Below are 21,670 nucleotides of genomic sequence, written 5' to 3'. Positions count from 1 at the left end.
CCAGGAAAGGAACCCGCATGTTCGACGAGGACGAGCAGTACTGCGACGAGTGCGCCGACTACGGATGCCCCGGCCACGACATGTGTGACGAGTGCTCCGGCGACATCTGCACCGAGTGCGGCGGCTGCGACTGCCCCGAGAGCTACTGCCCCGACGCTCACGGCGTCCAGTAGCTGCGCCCGGGGCGACCGCCCGCTCTCGCCAAAGATGCGCGGTCGCCCCGGCAATCCAGCACTTCGACAGAGAACTGGAGACCCCCCAGCATGACGCAACCCCCCGAGATCGACCACCTGCGCACCGCGCTTCAGCTCGCTGCCGCGGGCATGCCCGTCCTGCCGCTCCGCGAGGGCAAGTTGCCGTTCGGGAACTGCCCGGCCTGTGCACAGAACGCGTGCGGTGGCCGGCCGAACATGAAGATCCCCGGCCCGTGCGTCTGCCCGCAGCCGTGCCACGGCTGGGCCGCCGCCACCACCGACCCCCACGTCCTCAAATCCGCCGCGTGGACGTCGGCATGGCGGCACGCGGCGACAGTGGCCTACCACCCCGGCGGCGCCGGCGTGACCGTGGTCGACCTGGACGACCCCGCCGCCGTGCAGTGGGCCCGCACCACCCTGCCCGCCACCCGGACCGTGACCACCACCCGGGGCGAACACTGGATCTACCGGGGCACCATGCCGTCCTCGAACGCGGTCAGGTCCGGCGTCGACATCAAATCCCTTATGCAGTACGCCCGTTGGCTCGGTCCCGGCACCGGCGCCACGGCCGCTCTCCCGGACGCTGTGCGCGCCCTGGCAGTAAAGGAGCCGTCACCGTCCCGCAGGGCGCCACAGACGCTCACAGTGCCCCTGAGGGGCGCGCAGGGGGAGTGCCGGCACCGCACGCCCGCCTACCTGGAACGGGGCATCGCCATGGCAGAGCAGCGCATCACCGAGGCCCGCAGCGCGGTCCACGCCACCGTGTACCGAACGTTCCTCGCCGTACTGTCCGCCCACGGCCGGTGCGGCTGCCTCACCGACGCCCACGTCGCCCGTTTGTTCACCGCCGCGCAGGCCAAGGGCGAAACCGCCCGTCACTGCACCGACGCGTGGATCAACGCCCGCACCGCCCTGGGGATGTAGCCATGTCCGAGGACGAGAAGACTCCGGCCCGCCAGATCATCACCGACTACGCGCAAGCGCACTTCCGGTACTTCCGCACCATCGACGGGACCGTGTACGCGCAGAAGAACGGTCACCCCGTCGCCCGGCCCATCCGCTCCCAGGGCACGACTGGGAGCCACCGCCAGGAACTCATGGTCGGCCTCTTCAAGGACGGGGTCGGCGTGTTCAACGGCACGGCACTCAAGGAGGCGTTGGACTTGATCGAAGCACTCGCGCTCACCGAGGACGTACAGCCCACCCATATCCGCGTGGCTCCTGGGTTCGACGGCGCGACCTGGCTCGACCTGGGCCGCGACGACGGCAAGTCCGTCCGCATCCACCCCACCGGCTGGGACATCCGCACTCCCGACCCGCAGGAAGTCTGCTGGCGGCGCACCCAGCTCACGGGCGAACTGCCGCTGCCTGCCCGGGACACCGACGGCAAGGGCATCGACCTGCTGCTCCGCCTGTGCAACTTCGCCAGCGCCGAGACCGAGTGCCTGGCCATCGCCTGGCTGATCGGCTGCCTGGAGCCGTCCGTGCCCGTGCCCGCCCCGTTCCTCACCGGCCCCCAAGGGGCGGGCAAGTCCACCGGCGGCCGGATGCTCGTGCGGATCATCGAAGGGATGAGCGGTGACCTGCGGCGGGCGCCGAAGGATGAGGAGAACATGATCACGGCTGTCGCCGCCGGATGGGTCACCGCCCTGGACAACCTCTCCCACCTGCCCCCGGACCTGTCCGACCTCATGTGCTGCATCGTTACCGGTGCCGAGAGCATCAAGCGCGCGCTTTTCACCGACGGGGACGTCGTCCGCTCCCGATACCGGCGCCCCATGCTCCTGACCGGTATCGACGTCGGCGTCATCCGCCCCGACCTCGCCGAACGCCTCCTGCCGCTCCGTCTCGTGCGGCCCCGGGTGCGGCGAACCGAGGCGGAGCTGTGGGCGGAGTACGCGGAGATCCTGCCGGTCGTTCTCGGCTCCCTGCTGGACCTGACAGTGAAGGTGCGGGCCGCGCAGGCGGAAACCCCCACCGACCTGCGGATGGCCGACTTCGCCCACCTGTGCGCGCAGCTCGACGCGGCTACCGGCTTCGGCTCGCTGGCCGCGTACCGGGCCAGCCTCGATGACCTCAACGACGATGTCATCGAAGGAGACCTCCTCGCGCAGACGGTTCTGAAGCACGCGGCCGGACTCGACGCGGGCGCGGAAGTACGCATGACGTCATCGGAATGGCTGCACTGCCTCACCGGCCTCTACAGCGGTGAGGAGTGCCGTCCCCTGCCCAAAGGCTGGCCCACCACCGGCAAGGTCCTCTCCGACCGCCTCAAGCGCCTACAGCCGACCCTCGCCGCACGCGGCGTCCTCATCGACTGGGGCCGCACCAGCTCCGCCCGTTACATCGAGATGACCCGCTGCCCCGCGACAACGCTCACACCCCCGCACGAGCAGGAAGAGGCGTTCTGACCCGCACCCCCGGCGCCGCACCGAACAAGCAAGAGGAGCACCCATGGCCGCGACGGTGCTCCTCTTGCTGTTCCGGCGGCGTGCCGCCGCTGCGCAAGACGCGCCGCGAAGCGGCTCCTTCTTTCACGTCCTGAGCCGCGCCGTACCACCACAGACACCACGCCTCTTCTTTTCCTAAGAGAAGAGACGTTGCGTCACCCGCGTCACCACAGACCAGAAAACGGCCCTTGGCCTGGGGATAGATCGATGACGCAGACGGCAGACACCTGCGTCATCTCGCGTCGCTCGCGTCACAGGTGACAGAGCCCCGCCCCGCCCTGTGACACGCCCCGAGCTGCCCGCGTCACCTCAAAATCGCAGGTCACGAGCGCAAATGACGTGCGTGACGCGATGACGCAGAAATCCACACCTCGGACAGAGGCGGACTCCCGATACAGACACCGCCACCGACGGACAGTCCTAGAGGAGACCTTTCGATGAGCATCGCCCCCGTGCATCCCGCACCGCTCACTGAGAACGGCCACCCGCTCCCCGTTCTCCTGACCGTCGAAGAGGCCGCTCGCTGTCTCCGCATCGGCCGCACCACCTGTTACGCCCTCATTCGCACCGGAGAACTGGAGTCCCTGACCATCGGCGGACTCCGACGCGTCCCCGCCGACGCCCCGGCCGCCTACCTCGCCCGCCGCCGCGCTGAACAGCGCGCCGCCTGATCTCGCCCTCTCGGAGCGCCGCCCGGCATGCGGGCGGCGCTCCGGTCTGTCTACCTCGCACCGACCGGAGGAACTGCCAATGGCAGAGGAGAAAAAGCGCACACGCCGAGCCAACGGTGAATCGGCCATCTACCTGGGCAAGGACGGACGCTGGCACGCCCGTGTGCCCATGGGCTACAAGGACGACGGAACGCCCTACCGTCGACACCTGACGCGCCCCACACGCAAAGAGCTGGTGGATGAAGTCCGGCGCCTGGAGAAGCAGCGCGACGAGGGGTCCGCGCGCCAGCCCGGAAAGCCGTGGACGGTGGCGAAGTGGCTTGAGCACTGGGTCGAGAACATCGCCAAGCCCGTCGTGAGCGAGAACACGTACGCCGGCTACGAGGTGGCGGTCCGGGTGCACCTGGTGCCCGGCATCAGCCGGCACCGCATCGATCGCTTGGAGCCCGAACACTTGGAGAGCCTGTACCGCCGGATGCAGAGCGCCGGCAGCAAGGCAGGCACCGCTCATCAGGCTCACCGGACGGCCCGTACGGCTCTGGGGGAAGCGGTGCGGCGTGGCCACGCGGCGAAGAACGCTGCCGCGCTCGCGAAGCCTCCCCGGATGGAAGAGGACGAGACGGAGGTGGAGCCCTACTCGGTCGATGAGGTGCAGCGTCTCCTGCTCGAAGTGAACAAGCGCCGGAATAGTGCCCGCTGGATGCTGGCCCTGGCGCTCGGACTGCGGCAGGGAGAGACCCTCGGACTGCGGTGGTCCGACGTGGACCTGGCCAACGAGTACCTAAAGCTTCGCCGGAACCGGCTGCGGCCGAAGTATGAGCACGGGTGTGGTGAGGCGGCGCCGTGCGGCCGGAAGGCCGGCTACTGCCCGGGCCGGGTGCAGGTGCGGCGCGAGACGAAGAACACGAAGTCACGCGCCGGGCGTCGCGCCGTGCCCCTCCCGGGCCCGCTGGTCGTGATGCTCCGCTCGCACAGGGAGACGCAGGCCCGGGAGCGCGCGGCGGCCGGGAACCTGTGGACCGAGTCCGAGTACGTGTTCACCAAGCCGTTGGGCGGGCCGCTCAGTCCGAACACGGACTACCACGACTGGAAGCGGCTGCTGGAAGACGCCGGCGTCCGGGATGGGCGTCTGCACGATGCACGGCACACCGCGGGCACCGTGCTGATGCTGCTCGGGGTCCCGGACCGAGTCATTGACCAGATCATGGGTTGGGAGCCGGGCGGTGCCGCCCGGATGCGGGCGCGGTACCTGCACGTGACCGATCCCATGCTCAAGGAAGCGGCCCGGAAGATCGAGCGCGCCATCTGAGGAGCCCCGGAAAACCCCGCTGTGGACAAAAACCAGGACAACGAGGCGTAAGGACAACGTCGAAGGGCCCCCTGTTTCCAGGGGGCCCTTCGACATCGTGCCCGGTGAGGCACTGGCGGAGGATACGAGATTCGAACTCGTGAGGGGTTGCCCCCAACACGCTTTCCAAGCGTGCGCCCTAGGCCTCTAGGCGAATCCTCCGCCGGAAACATTACATGACGCGAGGGAGTGCTAGCGAACTCGTTCGGGGCCCCGGCGATCGGGTAGGCTGGGGCTCAGCCCCTCACGCGGCGCTATCTGACTGAACTCCCCCAGGGCCGGAAGGCAGCAAGGGTAGGTCGGCTCTGGCGGGTGCGTGAGGGGTCTTCTCTGTTTCCGGGCAGTGAGGGCCGGATTCCCCGGCAGCGAGGCCGGGTCTTTCTCAGGGGCCGGGCGGGCCTCGCGGGGGGAGCGGCTCGGGGCGGGGCGGGTTGTCGGTGGGCGCCTATAACCTCGTAAGCGTGTCGTCTCTCGCGCTGTACCGCCGCTATCGCCCGGAGTCCTTCGCCGAGGTCATCGGGCAGGAGCATGTCACTGACCCGCTGCAGCAGGCGCTGCGGAACAACCGGGTCAATCACGCGTACCTGTTCAGCGGGCCCCGCGGCTGCGGCAAGACGACCAGCGCCCGCATCCTGGCACGCTGCCTGAACTGCGAGAAGGGCCCCACGCCGACCCCGTGCGGCGAGTGCCAGTCCTGCCGTGACCTGGCGCGGAACGGACCGGGGTCCATCGACGTCATCGAGATCGACGCCGCGTCGCACGGTGGTGTGGACGACGCCCGTGACCTGCGCGAGAAGGCCTTCTTCGGACCCGCGAGCAGCCGGTACAAGATCTACATCATCGACGAGGCCCACATGGTCACGTCGGCCGGCTTCAACGCGCTGCTGAAGGTCGTCGAGGAGCCGCCCGAGCACCTCAAATTCATCTTCGCGACCACGGAGCCGGAGAAGGTCATCGGGACCATCCGCTCGCGCACCCACCACTACCCCTTCCGGCTCGTGCCGCCCGCGACCCTGCGGAACTACCTCGGCGAGGTGTGCCAGAAAGAGGCCATCCCCGTCGAGGACGGAGTCCTGCCGCTCGTCGTGCGCGCGGGCGCGGGGTCCGTGCGTGACTCCATGTCCGTCATGGACCAGCTGCTGGCGGGCGCGGGTGCCGACGGTGTGACGTATGCCATGGCCACGTCCCTGCTCGGATACACGGACGGCTCGCTCCTCGACTCCGTCGTCGAGGCCTTCGCCTCCGGGGACGGGGCCGCCGCCTTCGAGGTCGTGGACCGGATCATCGAAGGGGGCAACGACCCCCGTCGGTTCGTCGCCGACCTGCTGGAGCGGCTGCGCGACCTGGTGATCATCGCCGCCGTGCCCGACGCCGTCGAGAAGGGACTCATCGACGCCCCGGCCGACGTTCTGGAGCGGATGCAGGCCCAGGCGGGCGTGTTCGGCCCGGCCGAGCTGAGCCGCGCCGCCGACCTAGTCAACGAGGGGCTGACCGAGATGCGGGGCGCGACCTCGCCCCGGCTCCAGCTCGAACTGATCTGCGCGCGCGTGCTGCTGCCCGCCGCGTACGGGGACGAGCGGTCCGTCATGGCACGCCTCGACCGGCTGGAGCGGGGCGTCAACTTCTCCGGCGGGGCCGGCCCCGCCATGGGTTACGTCCCGGGACCCGGGGCGCACGACGCGCAGGCCGGGGGCCCGGTGCCGCAGCACGCGGCGCCCGTTCCGCCCGGCGGCGGTGCCGCGGCGGCTCGGGCCGCGGTGCGCGGCGGGGGCCCCGGGCCCGGCGGTGCGCCGGCGTCCGGCGCGGGTGCGTACGGGGCCGGGGGCCCCGGTGGCCACGACGGCGGGGCGACGCCCGCACCCCAGGAGGCGCCCCTCGCCGCCTCGGCTCAGCCCCCCGCTGCCCCGGCTCAGCCTCCGGCCGCCGCTGCCCCCGCCGCTCAGCCGCAGGCTCCGGCCGCCGCCGCTCCCGGCGCCTGGCCCACCGCGAGCACGGCCGGCGGCGGCCGACGGCCCGGCGGATGGCCCACAGCGACGCCCGCGGGCGGGGGCCAGGGCCCGGCCGCGCCCATGCCGTCGGCGGGCCCCGCGGCCGCGCCGGCACCCGCCGTGTCCGCTGCTCCGGCCGCGTCCGCCCCCGCGGCCTCCGCCCCGGCTCCCGGCGGCCTCGACCCCCGCATGCTGTGGCCGAACATCCTGGAGGCGGTGAAGAACCGCCGCCGCTTCACCTGGATCCTGCTGAGTCAGAACGCGCAGGTGGCGGGCTTCGACGGCACGACGCTGCAACTCGGCTTCGTGAACGCGGGGGCGCGCGACAACTTCCTGAGCAGCGGCAGCGAGGACGTGCTGCGAGGCGCCCTCGCCGAGCAGTTCAACGTGCAGTGGAAGATCGAGGCGATCGTCGACCCGTCGGGCGGCTCGGCCCCGCCGCCCTCCGGAGGCTCCGGCTTCGGCGGCGGCTTCAACTCCGGCGGCGGCGGTGGCGGCTACGGCGCCGGGGCACCGGCCGCGCAGCGCCCCGCACCCCAGCAGTCGGCACCGGCGGCGCGTCCGGCCGCGGCGGCCCCGTCCCCGGCACCGGCCGGTCCCGCCTCCGCCCCGGCCCCCGCGGCGCCTCCCGCCCCGGCGCGGCAGCCGGTGGCCCCCGAGGACGACATGCCGGAGGACGACGACCCCGACCTGGACGAGTCGGCCCTGTCGGGTCACGACCTGATCGTCCGGGAGCTGGGCGCCACCGTCGTGGAGGAGTTCTCCAACGAGTGACGGGTGAGTCCGCCGACGGTCGGCGGTTCGGGTAAAGCCACAAACCTTCCTCCCGCCGCCCTTCGGCGGCCCCCACAAGGCCACGGCCTCGCGCCCGTTAGGCTGACCCCGTGAAGGTCCTCGTCATCGGCAGCGGTGCCCGCGAACACGCCCTGTGCCGTTCCCTCTCCCTCGACCCCGACGTCACCGCGCTGCACTGCGCCCCCGGCAACGCCGGCATCGCCGAGGTGGCTCAGCTGCACCGGATCGACGCCCTCGACGGTGACGCCGTGGCGGCGCTCGCCACGGAGATCGGCGCCGGGCTCGTCGTCGTGGGCCCGGAGGCACCGCTCGTCGCGGGCGTCGCGGACGCCGTGCGCCGGGCCGGGATCCCCGTCTTCGGCCCCTCCAAGGAGGCCGCGGAGCTGGAGGGGTCCAAGGCGTTCGCCAAGGACGTGATGGCGGAGGCGGGCGTCCCCACCGCGCGTTCGTACGTCTGCACGACCACCGACGAGGTCGAGGAGGCGCTCGACGCCTTCGGTGCCCCGTACGTCGTGAAGGACGACGGCCTCGCCGCCGGCAAGGGTGTCGTCGTCACCGCCGATCTCGACGCCGCCCGGGCGCACGCGGCCCGCTGCGAGCGCGTCGTCATCGAGGAGTTCCTGGACGGCCCCGAGGTGTCCCTGTTCGCCGTCACCGACGGCGAGACGGTCGTCCCGCTCCAGCCCGCGCAGGACTTCAAGCGCGCCCTGGACGGCGACGAGGGGCCGAACACCGGCGGCATGGGTGCTTACTCGCCGCTGCCGTGGGCCGATCCGAAGCTGGTCGACGACGTTCTGCGGACCGTGCTGCAGCCCACGGTCGACGAGATGCGCCGCCGCGGCACCCCGTTCTCCGGTCTGCTCTACGCGGGCCTGGCGATCACCTCGCGCGGTGTGCGGGTCATCGAGTTCAACGCCCGCTTCGGCGACCCGGAGACCCAGGTCGTCCTCGCCCGGCTGAAGACCCCGCTCGCCGGGGTGCTGCTGGCCGCGGCGAACGGCACCCTCGCCGATGTCGAACCCCTGCGCTGGAGCGACGACGCGGCTGTCACCGTGGTCGTGGCCTCGCACAACTACCCGGACACCCCGCGCACCGGCGACCCGATCACCGGCCTCGACGAGGTGGCGGCCGAGGACGCCCCGCACGCGTACGTCCTGCACGCGGGCACCCGGCGCGAGGGCGACGAGGTGGTGAGCGCGGGCGGCCGTGTGCTGTCCGTCACGGCGACCGGTGCGGACCTCGTCGAGGCACGCCGACGGGCGTACGCGGCGGTGGACCGCGTCCGCCTCGACGGCTCCCAGCACCGTACGGACATTGCTGCGAAGGCCGCGGAGGCCGACGTCCGGGCCTGAGAGCCCCGCCAGGCGCCCGGCGACCGCGGCAGACGGGTCACCGCCCCCGAGACGCGGTGAGCGATGAACCCCCCGGCCCCCGAATTCCTCTTCCGGATTCGGGGCCCGGTCCATGTCCTGCGTCATCCACCTTTCCCCAAAGCCATTCCATCGGGTGAGCGGTGGCCCATCCGGCTGACGAGGGCCGGGACCCCAACTAGGGTGCGGCGCAAGCCGTTCCGGCACTTGGCCCACCGGCATTGCGATGTCAGTGGCGGGTGCCACAGTGGGGGAGTGAGCAACGCACGGGTGTCCGGCGACGACTTGCGCGCCGGACACGACGGAGACCGTCACGGCGCAGGGCGCGCCGGACGCCGGCGGGCTGTGCAGAGGCGGGACAGAGGGGGTGACGTCCGGTCGTGACCGGTTTGGGTGTGGAGGCGGGCGCGCAGGGCGCGCGCTCACGGGCTCTTGCCGTGCTGCGGATCCGCAGCAGAGCACTTGCCGTCGCCCTGCTGCCCGCCGCCGTCGCCGTCGTGCTCCTGGCCGGTGAGTCCACCGGCCACATCAGCGGCCACGACTGGGTGATCACCCGCTGGGTCATGACCGCCGTCGCCGCCGTCGTCCTGCTCTCCGCCGCCGGTATCGCCCTCGTCGTCGCCCGCGCCCGCCCGGCCGTCAGCCCGACGGTCCCGCTCTCGGAGGCCGCGGCCCCCGATCTGTACCGGATGGTCCGGGACCTGGCCGACCGCCTGGACGTCCCCGCCCCGTCCGCGATAGCGCTCACGCCCGACTGCGACAGCTGGCTGGAGGACCGCACCCACCGCGCCCACGGCCCGCCGGTCCGCGGCGGACAGGACGCGGCCGCGCCCCGGGGGATACGCGGCCTGTCGGCGCCCCGGCCCCTCCGGGCCCCGACCGCGCCCGTGCTCGTCATAGGCTCGCCGTTCCTGTGGTGGATGCGGGTGGGCGAACTGCGCGCGGTCCTCGCCCCGGTCGTGGCCGGTACGGGCCCGTCGGCGCACCCCGACATAGCGGCGGCCCGTCGTTTCGTACGAGGACTGGACGCGGCCGTGGCCGTGACGTCCGCGCCCGAGCACAGCCCGCCGGTACGCACGCTGCTCGCCGGGGTCGGCTGGGTGGCCCGTCTGCTGCTGCGGAGCTGCCGGGTGCATGCGGCGGAGATGGAGCGGGGGGTGGCGGCGGCCGCGGCCGAGCGCGCACAGGCTGTGGACTACGGTCTGCGGATCGTGGCGCAGGAACAGGTCGGGCTGGCGTACGCGGGCTGGGACCGCCTGCTGACCCGGGTCGCCCTGCCGGCATGGCGGATGGGCCGCTGGCCCTCGCGGCTGGACGCGGGCGTGGTCGCGGCACTGACGGAACTGTCGCGCCGGGACCGGCTGGCCGAGGGCTTCGCCTCCCGGCTGGGCGAGCGGCCGGCCTGTGATCTGCTCGAGGAGCCCGGGACGATCGACGAGGCGGCCTCGCTGCTCGCGGCCCGTCTCTTCCACGGGGGCCCGGCCGAGCCCGGCCCGCAGTGGGCGCCGGTGGACTGGCGCGACTACCCGGAGGAGGTCGTCGACCGCAAGTGGCGCACGGACGCGGCCCGCCTCCAGCGCGTCCTGGACGCCCTGGGCGTCCACCAGCCCACCCCCAGGGCGGTGCCCGGCGCGGACGGCCCGACGCTGGAGCGGGTCCTGGAGTATCTGACGGTCCGGGCGCCCGGTACCGAGGGCGAGGCGCCGGTGCCCACGACTCCCGACGACGACGGGGTGGTCGCCAGCGTGCGCGCCGCCGCCCTGGTCGCCGGGCTCAGCGCCGCCATGGCACGGGAGGAGGCGGCCGTCGGCCGGGCACCGGGCGGCGGTGACGCGGGACAGGCGCCGGGCCCGGTCCCGGCGCTGTGGGACGAGGGAGTGCTGCCGCTGTTCCCGCTCCAGCCGCCCCGCACCGGCCGGGAACTGCTCATGGACCATGTCACCGCGATGGTGTGCTGCGCCGCGATGGACACGGCCGGAGCGGTGCCGGGACTCGACTGGCTGGACGGGCCGTCCCTGCTGGTCAGAGGCGAGCGCACGGCCGATCTGGCGCCCCGGGTGCTCACCCTGGTCGAGGAGGGCGATCCGGCCCCGCTGCGCACCTGGCTGCTGAACCTGGGGGTGCGCGCCGAGAAGCCGGTCCGGTTGGTCTGACATCCGGCCATACGGCACCCGCGACCCCTCGGTCCGCGCCGACCCGGGGCCCGCTCCCGCCCACATCCGCCCCACCGGTCGGCACCCCCACCCCCGCCCACCTGCGCAGATGCCGGACCTTCGATTCCGCGACCCCGACCCCTGGCCGGAGAATCCCATTCCGTTCACGTCAATTCACGACGAACGGTGACGGAGTGCGTGCGTAATGTGATGTGCTGGGACCGATCGCGCACGAGGCACATGCCAGAGCAAGGGCTCAGGACGGCTCACGGGGGACGAGGGAGGGGACATCACATGGAGTCGGAGCACATTCGCCGCTGGGAGTCGGGCGCTCTCGCGCATGCCGTGACGGATCCTTTCGGCCAGGGCCCCGTCCCCTGGCTCCGAGGAAGTGAGACGTACTTCGACGACACGGGACACGTGGTCCCCTGGTACGTGGATCCGGCACCGGCCCACATCCCGTCCCAGGGCGCCAAGGGCACCCGTATCCCGGCGCCCCGCACCAGCGGACCCCGGTCGGCCGACGACGTCCACCGCCAGATCAAGGGCTTCACCTCGACGGGCGCGGTGGCGCCGGGCGACGCCATCGACTTCCGCATCACCGTCGACCCGCCCCAGGAGTTCGCCGTCGACGTGTACCGGATCGGGCACTACGGCGGCGACGGAGCCTCCAAGATCACCACCAGCCCCCGCCTCTCCGGCATCGTCCAGCCGCCCCCGCTCACCGCCGACCGCACGGTCTCCTGCCACCACTGGTGGCTCTCCTGGCGGCTGCAGGTTCCCTCGTACTGGAGCATCGGCGCGTACGTCGCCGTCCTCACCACCGCCGACGGCTACCGCTCCCACGTGCCCTTCACCGTCCGTGACGGCCGCCCGGCGGACCTGCTTCTGCTGCTGCCCGACATCACCTGGCAGGCGTACAACCTCTATCCGGAGGACGGGCACACCGGCGCCAGCCTCTACCACGCCTGGGACCGGAACGGCCGGCTGCTCGGCGAGGCCGACGCGGCCACCACGGTCTCCTTCGACCGCCCGTACGCAGGGGCGGGCCTGCCGCTGCACGTCGGCCACGCCTACGACTTCATCCGCTGGGCCGAGCGCTACGGCTACGACATCGCCTACGCCGACGCCCGCGATCTGCACGCGGGCCGCGTCGACCCCACCCGCTACCGGGGCCTCGTCTTCCCCGGCCATGACGAGTACTGGTCGACGCAGATGCGCCGCACCGTGGAACTCGCCCGCGAACACGGCACCTCGCTGGTGTTCCTGTCCGCCAACACCATGTACTGGCAGGTGGAGCTGGGTCCCTCCGCGTCCGGGGTCCCGGACCGGCTGCTCACCTGCCGCAAGCGCCGCGGCCCGGGGAAGGCCGCGCTGTGGCGGGAGATCGACCGTCCCGAGCAGGAGATGATCGGGATCCAGTACGCGGGACGGGTCCCCGAGCCCCATCCGCTCGTCGTCCGCAACGCCGAGCACTGGCTGTGGGAGTCGACCGGCGCTCACGAGGGCGACGAAGTGGACGGGATGGTCGCCGGCGAGGCGGACCGTTACTTCCCGCGGGCCCCACTGCCCGAGCACCAGGGCCGCATCCTGCTCGCGCACTCCCCGTACCGGGACGGCGAGGGCGCCCTGCGCCACCAGGAGACCTCCCTCTACCGGGCCCCGTCCGGAGCCCTGGTCTTCGCCTCCGGGACGTTCGCCTGGTCCCCCGCCCTGGACCGCCCCGGCCACACGGACGCCCGGGTCCAGCAGGCCACGGCGAACCTCCTCGACCGCATCTGCAAGCGGGACTGATCCCTCCGCGACCCCACCCCGTACCCGGCTCGTTCCTCGCATACGGGAGAATCGAGCCGATTGGACAGAACCACGGGGAGGAACCGTGTCCGGATTCGTCGTAAAGCCCGAGCCCGTCCAGGTGCCGGGTCTGGTGCATCTGCACACCGGGAAGGTGCGCGAGCTGTACCAGAACGAGGCGGGCGACCTCGTGATGGTCGCCAGTGACCGTACGTCCGCATTCGACTGGGTGCTGCCGACCGAGATCCCGGGCAAGGGCCGGATCCTCACCCAGCTGTCGCTCTGGTGGTTCGACCAGCTCCGCGATCTGGTGCCGAGCCATGTCCTGAGCACCGAGCTGCCGCCCGGCGCCCCCGCCGACTGGGCCGGCCGCACCCTGGTCTGCAAGTCCCTGCGGATGATCCCGGTGGAGTGCGTGGCCCGGGGCTATCTGACCGGTTCGGGTCTCGTCGAGTACCGGGAGTCCCGCACGGTCTGCGGCCTAGCCCTGCCCGAGGGGCTGGTGGACGGCTCGGAGCTGCCCGCGCCGATCTTCACGCCCGCCACCAAGGCCGCGGTCGGCGAGCACGACGAGAACGTCTCCTACGAGGAGGTCGCCCGCCAGGTCGGCGCCGAGACCGCCGCGCACCTGCGGCAGGCGACCCTCGCGGTGTACGGGCGTGCCCGGGGCATCGCCCGCGAGCGGGGGATCATCCTGGCGGACACCAAGTTCGAGTTCGGGTACGAGGGCGAGACCCTCGTCCTCGCCGACGAGGTGCTCACCCCGGACTCCTCCCGCTTCTGGCCGGCCGACCTGTGGGAGCCGGGCCACTCCCAGCCGTCGTTCGACAAGCAGTTCGTCCGGGACTGGCTGACCTCCCCCGCCTCCGGCTGGGACCGCGCCGGCGAGCAGCCCCCGCCGCCGCTGCCGCAGGAGATCGTGGAGGCGACCCGGGCGAAGTACGTGGAGGCGTACGAGCGTCTGACGGGCGTCAGCTGGTCCTGACGGCCGCCCGCCGCACACGAGAAAGGCCCCGGTCGACTGACCGGGGCCTTTGCTCCGTGGAGCGGACGACGAGGCTCGAACTCGCGACCTCAACCTTGGCAAGGTTGCGCTCTACCAACTGAGCTACGTCCGCATTGCGCCGTTGCGCGAGAGCAACTATACCCAACCTCGCTCCCGTGCGAGATGCACCGCGGCATGACGGTTCTCCACCCCGAGTTTCGAGACGGCCGACGACAGGTAGTTGCGCACGGTCCCCTGCGACAGCGCGGCCCGCTCCGCGATCTCCGTCACGGGCGCCCCGTCGGTGGCCAGCTCGAGCACCTCGGTCTCGCGGGCGGTCAGCGGGGAGTCCCCGGCGGAGATCGCGTCCGCGGCCAAGTCCGGGTCCACATAACGGTGTCCGGCGTGCACGGTGCGAATGATCTCCGCGAGCCGCTGCGCGCTGACGGTCTTGGGGACGAACCCGCGCACACCGGCCTGGAGCGCCCGCTTCAGATGCCCCGGCCGACCGTGACTGGTCACGATCAGCACCCGGCACTCCGGCAGTCCGGCCCGCAGGGATGTGGCGACCTTCACACCGTCGGCCCCCGGCATCTGGAGATCCAGCACCGCCACGTCGGGCCGGTGCGCCCGGGCCATGGCGAGAGCCTCGGGACCGGTCGCAGCCTCCGCGAGCACCACGAGGTCGTCCTCCAGGGCCAGCAGCGCGGCGAGCGCGCCCCGAATGAGGTGTTCGTCGTCCGCCAGGAGCAGCCGGACCGGTGGGGAAGACGTCATGGGGTGACCTCGCTCACGGTGCGGGGCGGGACGAAGGACTCGGTGGGGGAGAGCGGCACCTCGGCACTCAGCCGGAAGGAGCCCCGTCCGTCCGGTCCGGCCCGCAGGGTGCCGTCGACCTTCGACAGCCGCTCGCGCAGGCCCGTGAGCCCCGATCCCGGACCCGGTCCGGGTCTCGGTGCCCCATCGTTCTCCACGGACAGCACGGCCCGCCCTTCCTTGATCTCGAGGGTCACCGCACAGCGCCGGGCGTCCCCGTGGCGCAGCACGTTGGTGGCCGCCTCCCGTACCACCCAGCCCAGCGCCGACTGCACCAGTGGCGGCAGTCCGACGGCCGAGCCGCTCACCGTGCAGTCGATTCCGGCGGCCGTCAACACCCCCTGGGCACCCGCCAGTTCCTTGCCGAGATCCGCCTCGCGGTAGCCGCGTACGACCTCCCGGACCTCGCGCTGCGACTCCTGGGCCAACCGCTGCACCTCGATCATCTGCTCCACGGCCTCGGGGCGCCCGCGGCGGGCCAACCGGACGGCGAGTTCGCTCTTGAGGGCGATCACGGCGAGGTTGCGCCCGAGCACATCGTGCAGATCACGTCCGAACCGCAGCCGTTCCTCGGCGACGGCGAGCTGGGCCTCGACCTCCCGGGCGCGCTCGGCCTCCCACAGCACGGACAGGGTCCACGCCCCGCACCGGGAGGTGAGCAGGCAGAAGAGGCTGACGAACCCGACCATGACGGCCGACCCCAGGGCCGCCGCGGCGTCCAGCCGGGTCAGCCCGAGCACCAGGCCGAGGACGGCGGCGAGGACCGCGGTCTGCCGGAGGAACACCCGGAGCGGCACAAGCAGGCTGTACAGCATCCCGAAGGGCATCAGCGTGGCACCGAGCACGAGCCGGACGGTGATCGAGGGGGCCGCGTCCAGCAGGTCGAGCAGCACGAGCAGCGCCAGTCCCAGCACCAGCAGCCCGACCGGTGCCCGCAGGGCGCGCGGCGGCAGCTCGGCGCGGCCCAGATAGTGATCGAGGACGGGTCGGACGCACCGGTTGGCCACCACGCACTGGAGGGCGCCCAGGAGCAGCAGCAGTCCTCCCAGGAGCCGCGGCACCGGCTCGGGGTGGAGTCCGGACAGCAGTGGCAGCATGAGCCAGGACAGGGAGAACACCCAGAACGTGCAGTGCGTCACGATGACGCTCTGCAACTCGACTCGGGCCGCCTTGCTGCGGTCGTGCCAGGTGCGGCGCTGCCAGCTCCTGAGCCGTCCGATCATCCTGTGCCCCCCTTCGGGCCGGGTGACGGGTGTCTGTCCGCCGGTCTCTCGCTCCCCCGTCGCCGGCGCGATCGGGCCCCCGCTCGTCTCCCTGCCCGGGGACATCGCCACCGCGTCCCCGGTCCCGCGCGCACCGGTTGTCGGCTCCCTCACGTCCTTCGTCCCCCGATCGGCCGCGGCCGGCGCTCGGACGACCGCCTGCTCACCCTGTCCTGTCCCCGTCCGGGCCCGGCGGGTACCGGGCCGGCCGGGATCAGCGCCGGGGCTCCCAGCGGAACCACCGTCGTACAGCAAACACCGCGAGCACGGTCCAGGCCACCGCCACCGCACCTGCGGTCAGGGCCTCGTGCGCGGAGAGGCCGCCCGTCCAGCCGCCGCGAATCAGGCGCATCGCCGGTGACAGCGGCAGCAGTTCGCAGAGGGAGGCGACACGGTGGGGGAGAAGATCCGTCGGGATGGTGATGCCGGAGCCGAACATCGACACGAACAGCAGGGGCAGCGCCGTGATCTGTGCGCTCTCGACGGTTCTGCTGAAGGTCGCGGTGACCGCCGCCAGCGCCACGCACAGCACCAGCCCCGACAGCAGCCCCAGAAGGACGAGATGGGGCGCGCGGGGCGCCCCGGCGTCGAGGAAGGCCATGCAGCCGACGGCCAGAAGCACACACTGCACGACGCCGATGCACACGGCGGGCAGCGCGGAACCGACGAGGATCTCGCGGTCGGTGAGCTCCCCGGTGCGCAGCTCCCGGACCAGCTCCCAGGTGCGCATGCGCCCTTCGGCGTCCAGGCCCGTGGTCGGCTCGTCCAGGAAGAGGATCTCGGGGCGGCCGAGCAGCGCGAGCGCGAGATCCAGGCGTCGCTTCTCGCCCCCGGACAGCTGTTTCACCCGGACGCCCGCCCGGTGGGCGAGGCCGACCAGCTCCAGCGCCTCGCCCGTGGGGCGGGCGCCGGTTGTGCAGCCGGCCCACATCCTGACGGTCTGCGTGACCGTCAACTCCGAGGGGAAACCGCCCTCCTGGAGCATCACTCCGATTCGGGGGCGTACGGCCGCCCGCTCCTCGTACGGATCGTGTCCCAGGATCCGCACCCGGGCGCCGGTCGGCGGTGCGAGACCCTCCAGCAGCTCCATCGTCGAGGTCTTGCCCGCCCCGTTCGTGCCGAGGAGCGCGAAGAGCTCGCCGCGGGCCACCGAGAGGGTGATCCCGCGCACGGCTTCGAAGCCGCCCCCGTACACTCGACGCAGGTCCGTGACCTGGATCACTTCTTCACGCTCGTTCGCGTTCATGCCTCAAGCGTCCCGGCGTGCCGAGACCGCCGGCAGTGTGCGATGTCATCGCTCGGCATGACAAATGTCAGACGCCCGTCCCGCCCCCCGCCGCTTCGGGCACGCACACGAGAAAGGCCCCGGTCGGCTGACCGGGGCCTTTCTCAGTGGAGCGGACGACGAGGCTCGAACTCGCGACCTCAACCTTGGCAAGGTTGCGCTCTACCAACTGAGCTACGTCCGCACTGCTCCCGACCGGCTCTCACCGATCGGTGCAAGCACCAGCTTACCTGATCCAGAAGACTGGTTGAGCCGATGCCGTGGAGCGGGTGACAGGGATTGCACACTGCGCCTCCCCCTTGGAAAGGGGGTGTTCTGCTACTGAACTACACCCGCGTGACTCCTCGGGTCTCGGCCTTTCGGCCTCGCCCCTCGGCGTGCTCCAGACTTTAGCTGATCACCTGGGGTGCAACGCAAGTCGGTTGCGAGCGGGCCGGGATGGCAGCCGCCGCACGCCGCCACAGGGGCGCGGGAGCGAGGACGCCGGCGCCGGAGCGCCGGCCGGGAGGGACCCCGGCCGCCACAGCGGTCTCCGGCAGCGACAGCCACCTCGACGACCCCATCAACCCCGACCGTCACACCAGCCCCGGCAGTTCAGCAGTCGACGGACGCACCGGCGCCCCCGACCGCCCCGCCGTCCCTCACTGCGACTCGGCGAACGCCTCGTAGACCTTCTTCGGGATCCGGCCCCGCGGCGGCACGTCCATCTTGTTGGAACGGGCCCAGGCGCGGACGGCGGCCGGGTCCGGGGTCAACGCCGTGTGGGTGTACGCCTTCCCGGACTTGGCCTTCTTGCGGCCGGCCTCGACGTAGGGTGCCAGCACCTTACGCAGTTTCTTGGCATTGGCTTGATTGAGGTCGATCTCGTACGACTTGCCGTCCAGTCCGAAGACGATCGTTTCCGCCGCTTCTGAGCCGTCGATGTCGTCAAAGAGAGTGACCACGACACGCTGCGCCACGAATATCGGTCCCTTCGTGCGGCACCTCCGCGCTCATCCGCCACGACGTGCGCGGACGTCCGGGGATGCCGGGGAGATGTCGACTGTCCGGCAGTAATTGGGCAAAGTATCGGCTATTGCCATTTCCTTTGTACAGTGCCCGGCATTGCATTGTGAAGACCAGCTGAATACGTCCGCGTGTCCACCGGGCAATGCTTCGCCGCGCTCTTCTGCGGTTTTTCCGAGGATTTTCCGTGTGGAGCCCGCCCGACGTTGCGCGATCGTGATGGGGCTCACGTAGGAAGCTACGAATCTACGCGAGTAGAAATTTTGTGCGGGTAGTCTGAAGGAACCTGCTCAGCACCACACACCGGGAGTGCCAGTGGCACGCGTCGTAGTCGACGTCATGCTCAAGCCGGAGATCCTCGACCCCCAGGGCCAGGCGGTCCAGCGCGCCCTGCCGCGGCTCGGTTTCGAAGGCATCTCCGATGTACGTCAGGGAAAGCGATTCGAACTCGAGGTGGACGGTCCGGTCGATGGCGCCGCGCTCGCCCGCATCCACGAGCTTGCGGAATCCTTCCTCGCCAACACCGTGATCGAAGACTTCACCGTCAAGGTGGAGGAAGTGGCGGAGGCCGCCAAGTGACCGCTCGTATTGGCGTCGTCACTTTCCCCGGGAGCCTCGACGACCGGGACACGCAGCGCGCGATCCGCCTCGCCGGCGCCGAGCCCGTCGCCCTCTGGCACAAGGACAAGGACCTCAAGCAGGTCGACGCCGTGGTGCTGCCCGGCGGTTTCTCCTACGGCGACTATCTGCGCGCCGGTGCCATCTCCCGGTTCTCTCCGGTGATGGAGACCGTCATCGAGCAGGCGAAGGCCGGTCTGCCGGTCCTCGGCATCTGCAACGGCTTCCAGATCCTCACCGAGGCGCACCTCCTCCCGGGCGGGATGCTCGGCAACGACCACCTCCACTTCATCTGCCGCGACCAGAAGCTGCGGGTGGAGAACGCGGAGACGTCCTGGACCAGCGACTACACCGCCGGTCAGGACATCCACATCCCGCTGAAGAACATGGACGGCCGGTACGTCGCCGACGAGTACACGCTCGACAAGCTGGAGGCCGAGGGCCGGGTCGTCTTCCGCTACCTGGACTTCAACCCGAACGGCTCGCTCCGTGACATCGCCGGCATCACCAACGAGGCCGGGAACGTCGTCGGCCTCATGCCGCACCCGGAGCACGCCGTCGAGCCGCTGATCGGTACCGGCCGTACCGACGGGCTCCCGTTCTTCACGTCGATCCTCAAGAAGCTGGTGGGCGCATGAGCCGGACGCCTCTGGACACGGTCGAGCACGCGACCGCGACCCCCGACGTCGAGCTGCCCTGGGCCGAACTCGGCCTGAAGAAGGACGAGTACGAGCGGGTCGTCGAGATCCTGGGCCGCCGCCCCACCGGCGCCGAGCTCGCCATGTACTCGGTCATGTGGTCCGAGCACTGCTCGTACAAGTCCTCCAAGGTCCACCTCCGCCAGTTCGGTGAGAAGGCCCCCCGGTCCGACGCGCTCCTCGTCGGTATCGGCGAGAACGCCGGAGTCGTCGACGTCGGCCAGGGCTACGCGGTGACCTTCAAGGTCGAGTCGCACAACCACCCCTCCTATGTGGAGCCCTACCAGGGCGCCGCGACCGGTGTCGGCGGCATCGTCCGCGACATCATCGCGATGGGCGCGCGGCCCGTGGCCGTCGTCGACCCGCTGCGCTTCGGCGCGGCCGACCACCCCGACACCAAGCGCGTGCTGCCGGGCGTCGTCGCCGGCATCGGCGGCTACGGCAACTGCCTCGGGCTGCCCAACATCGGCGGCGAGGTCGTCTTCGACGCCTGCTACCAGGGCAACCCGCTGGTCAACGCGGGCGCCATCGGCGTGATGCGGCACGAGGACATCCACCTCGCGAAGGCCTCCGGCGCGGGCAACAAGGTCGTCCTGTACGGCGCCCGCACCGGCGGCGACGGCATCGGCGGCGCCTCGATCCTCGCCTCCGAGACCTTCGACGACGCCAAGCCGTCGAAGCGCCCGGCCGTCCAGGTCGGCGACCCCTTCCAGGAGAAGCTGCTCATCGAGTGCACCCTGGAGGCCTTCCGGGAGAAGCTGGTCGTCGGCATCCAGGACCTCGGCGCCGCCGGTCTGTCCTGCGCGACCTCCGAGCTCGCCTCCAACGGCTCCGGGGGTATGCGCGTCACCCTGGACGACGTACCGCTGCGCGACTCCACGCTCTCGCCGGAGGAGATCCTCATGAGCGAGTCGCAGGAGAGGATGTGCGCGGTCGTCGAGCCGGAGAAGGTCGACCGGTTCCTGGGGATCTGCGCCAAGTGGGACGTCATCGCCACCGTCATCGGTGAGGTGACGGACGGCGACCGGCTGGAGATCTACTGGCACGGCGAGAAGATCGTCGACGTCGACCCGCGCACGGTCGCGCACGAGGGCCCGGTCTACGAGCGTCCGTACGCCCGCCCCGAGTGGCAGGACGCGCTCCAGGCCGACGACGCGAACAAGCTGCCGCGGCCCGAGACGTCCGAGGAGCTGAAGGACCAGGTCCTGCAGCTGGTGGCGTCCCCCAACCAGGCGTCCAAGAAGTGGATCACCTCCCAGTACGACCACTTCGTCCAGGGCAACACGGTCCTCGCCCAGCCCGAGGACTCCGGGATGATCCGGATCGACGAGACGTCCGGGCTCGGTGTCGCCATCGCGACCGACGGCAACGGGCGGTACGCGAAGCTCGACCCGTACGCGGGCGCGCAGCTCGCGCTCGCCGAGGCGTACCGGAACGTGGCCACCACGGGTGCCAAGCCGCTCGCCGTCTCCGACTGCCTGAACTTCGGCTCGCCCGAGGACCCGGCCGTCATGTGGCAGTTCGCGGAGGCCGTCCGCGGACTCGCGGACGCCTGCCTGCAGCTGGGCACGCCGGTGACCGGCGGCAACGTCTCCCTGTACAACCAGACGGGCGAGGTGGCCATCCACCCGACCCCGGTCGTGGCGGTGCTGGGTGTCATCGACGACGTCGCCCGCCGTACCCCGGTCGCCTTCCAGGAGGAGGGCCAGCTCCTCTACCTGCTCGGCGACACCCGTGAGGAGTTCGGCGGTTCGGCCTGGTCGCAGGTCGTCCACGACCACCTCGGCGGTCTGCCGCCGCAGGTCGACCTGGAGCGCGAGCGACTCCTGGGCGAGATCCTGATCTCCGCCTCCCGCGACGGCATGATCGACTCCGCGCACGACCTGTCCGACGGCGGTCTGATCCAGGCCGTGGTCGAGTCGGCGCTGCTCGGCGGCAAGGGCGCGCGGCTGATCGTGCCCGACGGGCTCGACGCGTTCACCTTCCTCTTCTCCGAGTCGGCGGGCCGCGCGATCGTCGCGGTGCCCCGCTCCGAGGAGATCCGCTTCAACGACATGTGCGGCGCGCGCGGCCTGCCCGTCACCCGCATCGGTGTCGTGGACGGTGACACGGTGGAACTCCAGGGCGAGTTCGAGCTGCCGCTGGCGGAACTGCGCGAGGCCCACGAGCGGACCATCCCGGCCCTCCTCAAGTAGGCCCCGGCCGTACGACGGTGAAGACCCCGCCCGTTCCGACGGG

At 71.5% G+C, this 21,670-nt stretch carries 17 protein-coding genes, 4 tRNA genes and 1 other RNA gene; 14 read left to right on the top strand and 8 right to left on the bottom strand.

Features of this window, described 5'->3' with window-relative positions; genetic code table 11:
* Positions 1–17 precede the first annotated feature (17 nt).
* The 5 genes from ACFYX0_RS20415 (at position 18) to ACFYX0_RS20395 (ending at position 4,624) form a co-directional block, all read left to right on the top strand.
* On the top strand, positions 18–173 hold the full coding sequence (locus ACFYX0_RS20415) for a hypothetical protein (RefSeq protein ID WP_388971942.1): 156 nt from the start codon (positions 18–20) through the stop codon (positions 171–173).
* 90 nt (positions 174–263) lie between these two features.
* Complete coding sequence (locus tag ACFYX0_RS20410; RefSeq protein ID WP_388971940.1) at positions 264–1,118, top strand: bifunctional DNA primase/polymerase; 855 nt, start codon at positions 264–266, stop codon at positions 1,116–1,118.
* A gap of 2 nt (positions 1,119–1,120) precedes the next feature.
* Positions 1,121–2,605: an ATP-binding protein gene (locus ACFYX0_RS20405; RefSeq protein ID WP_388971938.1), complete on the top strand. Its 1,485-nt coding sequence runs from the start codon at positions 1,121–1,123 to the stop codon at positions 2,603–2,605.
* Positions 2,606–3,081: 476 nt separating this feature from the next.
* Positions 3,082–3,315, top strand: a complete 234-nt coding sequence (locus ACFYX0_RS20400) for a helix-turn-helix domain-containing protein (protein ID WP_388971936.1) — start codon at positions 3,082–3,084, stop codon at positions 3,313–3,315.
* 79 nt (positions 3,316–3,394) lie between these two features.
* Entirely contained in the window at positions 3,395–4,624 is a 1,230-nt protein-coding gene (locus tag ACFYX0_RS20395) for a tyrosine-type recombinase/integrase (RefSeq protein WP_388971934.1), read from the top strand.
* A 113-nt stretch (positions 4,625–4,737) separates the two neighbouring features.
* Here ACFYX0_RS20395 and ACFYX0_RS20390 read toward each other — a convergent pair.
* Positions 4,738–4,825, bottom strand: a tRNA-Ser gene (locus tag ACFYX0_RS20390).
* 73 nt (positions 4,826–4,898) lie between these two features.
* On the opposite strand from ACFYX0_RS20390, the gene ffs reads away from it, so the two are divergent.
* From ffs to ACFYX0_RS20360, 6 genes are all read left to right on the top strand, one after another.
* An RNA gene (gene ffs, locus ACFYX0_RS20385) (signal recognition particle sRNA small type) lies at positions 4,899–4,995 on the top strand.
* Between the two features lie 129 nt (positions 4,996–5,124).
* Entirely contained in the window at positions 5,125–7,425 is a 2,301-nt protein-coding gene (locus ACFYX0_RS20380) for a DNA polymerase III subunit gamma and tau (protein ID WP_388971932.1), read from the top strand.
* A gap of 110 nt (positions 7,426–7,535) precedes the next feature.
* Positions 7,536–8,798 carry a phosphoribosylamine--glycine ligase gene (gene purD / locus ACFYX0_RS20375; protein WP_388971930.1) on the top strand — a complete coding sequence of 421 codons (1,263 nt, stop codon included), beginning with the start codon at positions 7,536–7,538 and terminating at the stop codon, positions 8,796–8,798.
* A 398-nt stretch (positions 8,799–9,196) separates the two neighbouring features.
* On the top strand, positions 9,197–10,969 hold the full coding sequence (locus tag ACFYX0_RS20370) for a hypothetical protein (RefSeq protein ID WP_388971928.1): 1,773 nt from the start codon (positions 9,197–9,199) through the stop codon (positions 10,967–10,969).
* A gap of 294 nt (positions 10,970–11,263) precedes the next feature.
* On the top strand, positions 11,264–12,763 hold the full coding sequence (locus tag ACFYX0_RS20365) for a N,N-dimethylformamidase beta subunit family domain-containing protein (protein ID WP_388971926.1): 1,500 nt from the start codon (positions 11,264–11,266) through the stop codon (positions 12,761–12,763).
* 85 nt (positions 12,764–12,848) lie between these two features.
* The gene (locus ACFYX0_RS20360; RefSeq protein ID WP_355918004.1) at positions 12,849–13,748 is read left to right on the top strand and encodes a phosphoribosylaminoimidazolesuccinocarboxamide synthase; all 900 of its coding nucleotides are present in this window, start codon (positions 12,849–12,851) and stop codon (positions 13,746–13,748) included.
* Between the two features lie 57 nt (positions 13,749–13,805).
* On the opposite strand, the gene ACFYX0_RS20355 is transcribed toward ACFYX0_RS20360, so the two are convergent.
* From ACFYX0_RS20355 to ACFYX0_RS20325, 7 genes are all read right to left on the bottom strand, one after another.
* Positions 13,806–13,881: transfer RNA gene (locus tag ACFYX0_RS20355), tRNA-Gly, on the bottom strand.
* 23 nt (positions 13,882–13,904) lie between these two features.
* Entirely contained in the window at positions 13,905–14,525 is a 621-nt protein-coding gene (locus ACFYX0_RS20350) for a response regulator (RefSeq protein ID WP_388971924.1), read from the bottom strand.
* On the bottom strand, positions 14,522–15,787 hold the full coding sequence (locus ACFYX0_RS20345; protein WP_388971922.1) for a sensor histidine kinase: 1,266 nt from the start codon (positions 15,785–15,787) through the stop codon (positions 14,522–14,524). Before ACFYX0_RS20345 ends, ACFYX0_RS20350 begins: the two co-directional genes overlap by 4 nt.
* 253 nt (positions 15,788–16,040) lie before the next feature.
* On the bottom strand, positions 16,041–17,072 hold the full coding sequence (locus tag ACFYX0_RS20340) for an ABC transporter ATP-binding protein/permease (protein WP_388971920.1): 1,032 nt from the start codon (positions 17,070–17,072) through the stop codon (positions 16,041–16,043).
* Positions 17,073–17,219: 147 nt separating this feature from the next.
* A tRNA-Gly gene (locus ACFYX0_RS20335) sits at positions 17,220–17,295 on the bottom strand.
* Positions 17,296–17,372: 77 nt separating this feature from the next.
* Positions 17,373–17,447, bottom strand: a tRNA-Gly gene (locus tag ACFYX0_RS20330).
* Between the two features lie 305 nt (positions 17,448–17,752).
* Entirely contained in the window at positions 17,753–18,070 is a 318-nt protein-coding gene (locus ACFYX0_RS20325; protein WP_311695854.1) for an Lsr2 family protein, read from the bottom strand.
* 361 nt (positions 18,071–18,431) lie between these two features.
* On the opposite strand from ACFYX0_RS20325, the gene purS reads away from it, so the two are divergent.
* The 3 genes from purS to purL are packed head-to-tail and all read left to right on the top strand — an operon-like array spanning position 18,432 to position 21,627.
* The gene (gene purS / locus ACFYX0_RS20320; RefSeq protein WP_388971918.1) at positions 18,432–18,695 is read left to right on the top strand and encodes a phosphoribosylformylglycinamidine synthase subunit PurS; all 264 of its coding nucleotides are present in this window, start codon (positions 18,432–18,434) and stop codon (positions 18,693–18,695) included.
* Positions 18,692–19,372: a phosphoribosylformylglycinamidine synthase subunit PurQ gene (gene purQ / locus ACFYX0_RS20315; RefSeq protein WP_355917988.1), complete on the top strand. Its 681-nt coding sequence runs from the start codon at positions 18,692–18,694 to the stop codon at positions 19,370–19,372. Before purS ends, purQ begins: the two co-directional genes overlap by 4 nt.
* Positions 19,369–21,627 carry a phosphoribosylformylglycinamidine synthase subunit PurL gene (gene purL / locus ACFYX0_RS20310; protein WP_388971916.1) on the top strand — a complete coding sequence of 753 codons (2,259 nt, stop codon included), beginning with the start codon at positions 19,369–19,371 and terminating at the stop codon, positions 21,625–21,627. Before purQ ends, purL begins: the two co-directional genes overlap by 4 nt.
* Positions 21,628–21,670 lie beyond the last annotated feature (43 nt).

The sequence above is a fragment of the Streptomyces sp. NPDC002573 genome (genome assembly GCF_042889625.1).
Classification (GTDB): domain Bacteria; phylum Actinomycetota; class Actinomycetes; order Streptomycetales; family Streptomycetaceae; genus Streptomyces; species Streptomyces gibsoniae.
This window is presented reverse-complemented; position numbering and strand designations above follow the sequence as displayed.

What these genes read in the sequence shown, in the direction of transcription:
- ACFYX0_RS20405 (WP_388971938.1), top strand. Translation starts at nt 1,121, where the DNA reads ATGTCCGAGGACGAGAAGACTCCGGCCCGCCAGATCATCACCGACTAC.
- ACFYX0_RS20395 (WP_388971934.1), top strand. Translation starts at nt 3,395, where the DNA reads ATGGCAGAGGAGAAAAAGCGCACACGCCGAGCCAACGGTGAATCGGCC.
- ACFYX0_RS20400 (WP_388971936.1), top strand. Translation starts at nt 3,082, where the DNA reads ATGAGCATCGCCCCCGTGCATCCCGCACCGCTCACTGAGAACGGCCAC.
- ACFYX0_RS20350 (WP_388971924.1), bottom strand. Translation starts at nt 14,525, where the DNA reads ATGACGTCTTCCCCACCGGTCCGGCTGCTCCTGGCGGACGACGAACAC.
- ACFYX0_RS20410 (WP_388971940.1), top strand. Translation starts at nt 264, where the DNA reads ATGACGCAACCCCCCGAGATCGACCACCTGCGCACCGCGCTTCAGCTC.
- ACFYX0_RS20340 (WP_388971920.1), bottom strand. Translation starts at nt 17,072, where the DNA reads ATGAACGCGAACGAGCGTGAAGAAGTGATCCAGGTCACGGACCTGCGT.
- ACFYX0_RS20345 (WP_388971922.1), bottom strand. Translation starts at nt 15,787, where the DNA reads ATGATCGGACGGCTCAGGAGCTGGCAGCGCCGCACCTGGCACGACCGC.
- ACFYX0_RS20365 (WP_388971926.1), top strand. Translation starts at nt 11,264, where the DNA reads ATGGAGTCGGAGCACATTCGCCGCTGGGAGTCGGGCGCTCTCGCGCAT.
- purL (WP_388971916.1), top strand. Translation starts at nt 19,369, where the DNA reads ATGAGCCGGACGCCTCTGGACACGGTCGAGCACGCGACCGCGACCCCC.
- ACFYX0_RS20415 (WP_388971942.1), top strand. Translation starts at nt 18, where the DNA reads ATGTTCGACGAGGACGAGCAGTACTGCGACGAGTGCGCCGACTACGGA.